The organism is Thiohalophilus sp. (genome assembly GCF_031581315.1).
In the GTDB taxonomy this organism is placed as follows: Bacteria; Pseudomonadota; Gammaproteobacteria; order UBA6429; family Thiohalophilaceae; genus Thiohalophilus.
Genome location: NZ_JAVLAZ010000155.1, coordinates 1 through 2,838, shown reverse-complemented (window position 1 = coordinate 2,838; position 2,838 = coordinate 1). Strand labels below are relative to the sequence as shown.

Sequence of the window (2,838 nt, the reverse complement as noted above, 5' to 3'; positions counted from 1 at the left end):
TCACCTGTGTTGAGGCGGGTATCAGGCTTGACCCGCCCCTTGTTCACCCGCACCTCGCCCTTGCGAATGATGCGATAGATAATGCTGCGCGGCACATCACGGATCTGCGCCATCAGGTAATTATCCACCCGCTGCCCGGCGTTATCCTCATCCACTACCACTTTCCGCACACCCTGTTTCACCCCGGAACTCCGGGTGCCGGTCGCCTGATCACTCCGCTCCCCCCTGGCCGACCGGGGGGAGGAAGGAGAGCGTTTCTGCCTGGAAGATCTGGACATGGTTACCTTACCGCTGAAAAGCCTGCGGGATTGAAGGGTCGGGCGAATACTGTTATATTCCGGCGTGCTCTACCGTTTGTCTACGGCCTGGCCAGTATGTCAGAAGCCGGAGCGGCAGAAGTATACCGACACTATTTGAGAGTTTGAACGCCGAAAGCCCAATCATTACCGGGCACGGCGACCGAATCCTCCCGGGTTGAAACGGAAGACGCCGATAACGGCAACTGACCGGGCGCCGGGAGAACAAGAAACCGTACGGAAAACCGTCGGGCGACATCGCGAAGAATCTTTACCAGCACGCAGGGCCGGGCCGTCCAGCATACGAATACGACGTGAGACCCAGGCACCCGCGTGAACCTGAAAACGGATAACATGCGTCAACAGACATTAACCCTACACGACACCTCCCTGCCTTCGGGCAGTCGAACTGTCGGCGGTGGCCTCGGAACCCCGGGAAGACTTCCCGCAGGGATCTGATTCGTCTGGCCGCCGGCTTGCCCCCGAACCAAGGGGCCCGCGGCACGCAAGTTCTGCTTCGCTGATGCCATTCCCCGGGTTTTCTGTCCAAACCAAACGACAGGAACCACTTCTTTCCATGAAAAGAATGCTGATCAATGCAACTCACCCTGAAGAGTTGCGCGTAGCTCTGGTTGACGGCCAGCGTCTGTTCGACCTCGACATCGAATCAAGCTCCCGTGAGCAGAAGAAAGCCAACATCTACAAGGGCCGCATTACCCGCGTAGAACCCAGCCTGGAAGCCGCATTTGTGGACTTCGGTGCTGACCGCCACGGGTTCCTCCCCCTCAAGGAAATCTCCAAGGAGTATTTCAAGAAATCGCCGGGCCAGATTGAAGGCAAGATCAACATCAAGGATGTAGTTGCCGAAGGCCAGGAAGTCATCATCCAGGTGGACAAGGAAGAAAGGGGCAACAAAGGCGCAGCACTGACTACCTTTATCTCCCTGGCTGGCCGCTATCTGGTACTGATGCCCAACAACCCCCGTGCCGGTGGCATTTCCCGCCGCATTGAGGGCGACGAACGTGCTCAGCTCAAAGAAGCAATGAACGATGTCCAGGTGCCTAAATCCATGGGCATTATCGTGCGCACCGCCGGTATCGGCCGTACGACCGAAGAATTGCAGTGGGACCTGGACTACCTGGTCCAGTTCTGGGAGGCCATTACCCAGGCTGCGGGTGAGCGCAAAGCACCCTTCCTGATCCACCAGGAAAGCAACGTGATTATCCGTGCTGTGCGCGACTATCTTCGCCAGGACATTGGCGAGGTGCTGATCGATGCCAGCACGGTTTACGAGGATGTGCTGAACTTTGTCCGCGCCGTCATGCCCTCCTTCGAGAACAAGATCAAGCTGTACAAGGACGAAATTCCCCTGTTCAGCCGCTACCAGATCGAAGGCCAGATCGAGACCGCGTTCCAGCGCGAAGTAAAGCTGCCCTCCGGCGGTTCGATCGTTATCGACCCCACCGAAGCGCTGGTGTCCATTGATATCAACTCTTCCCGTGCCACCAAAGGCCACGATATCGAGGAAACGGCGTTCCAGACCAACCTGGAAGCGGCAGAAGAAATTGCCCGCCAACTGCGCCTGCGGGACATGGGCGGCCTGATCGTTATCGATTTCATCGACATGACTCCCGCGAAACACCAGCGGGAAGTCGAACAGAAAATGCGTGAAGCGCTGGAAATTGACCGTGCCAGGGTCCAGGTGGGCAAGATTTCCCGCTTTGGCCTGCTGGAGATGTCGCGGCAGCGTCTGCGCCCATCCCTGGGCGAAACCCGCAGCGAAGTCTGCCCACGCTGCGAGGGCCAGGGCACCATCCGGGGCATCGAGTCTCTGGCATTGAGCATCATGCGCCTGATCTACGAGGAATCTTCCAAGGAGAAGACCGGCCAGGTTCGCGCCGTTGTTCCTGTTGCAGTTGCCACCTTCCTGCTCAATGAAAAACGCAAGCAGCTGGCTGACATCGAAGCTCGCCAGGAAGTGGAAGTGGTGGTGGTGCCGGCGCCTCACATGGAAACGCCGCACTTTGAAATCCTGCGCATGCGTGACGATGAAACGGGCGCAGAGCATGTGTCCAGTTACCAGGTAGCCCAGGAATACAGCGAGCGGGAAGAAGAGATCTTCGAGGCTCCCGCGGCTCAACCGCCGGTTCGCGAGCAAGCAGCTGTAAAAGCTATTCGCCCGGCCGCCCCTGCGCCAACACCGGCGCCGGCGCCGGAAAAAGCAGCGGAAACCGCCCCCGCCGAACAGGCTGAAAGCCTGTTCCGAAAACTCGGCCGCAAGATTGCAGACTTCTTCAGCGGAGAGGAAGTAATCGGCGAGCCGCCGGCGAAACGCGAGCAGCCCAGCCGTCCCGAGCGCGACGAGCGTCGCACCCAGGGCCGCCAGGACCGTCGCAAGTCCCGGGTAGCCAGGGATGACAACCGTTCCGGCAACCGCAGTGGCGCAGATCGCCGCCAGGCCGGCGGTAATCGCAACGACAGCAGTCGTAGCGACGACAACCGTGGACGTAATCGTGGTGCAAACCGTACTCGTGGAGAAGCC

Annotated in this window: 2 protein-coding genes; one reads left to right on the top strand and one right to left on the bottom strand. The window is 59.2% G+C overall.

Annotated features, from left to right (window positions below; genetic code table 11):
• Positions 1-278 (bottom strand): S4 domain-containing protein (locus tag RI563_RS13040; protein WP_317622899.1); only part of this gene is annotated, 278 nt, incomplete at its 3' end.
• Positions 279-873: 595 nt separating this feature from the next.
• Between RI563_RS13040 and rne the strand changes: the two genes are divergently transcribed.
• Positions 874-2,838 (top strand): ribonuclease E (gene rne, locus RI563_RS13035; RefSeq protein ID WP_310694816.1); only part of this gene is annotated, 1,965 nt, incomplete at its 3' end.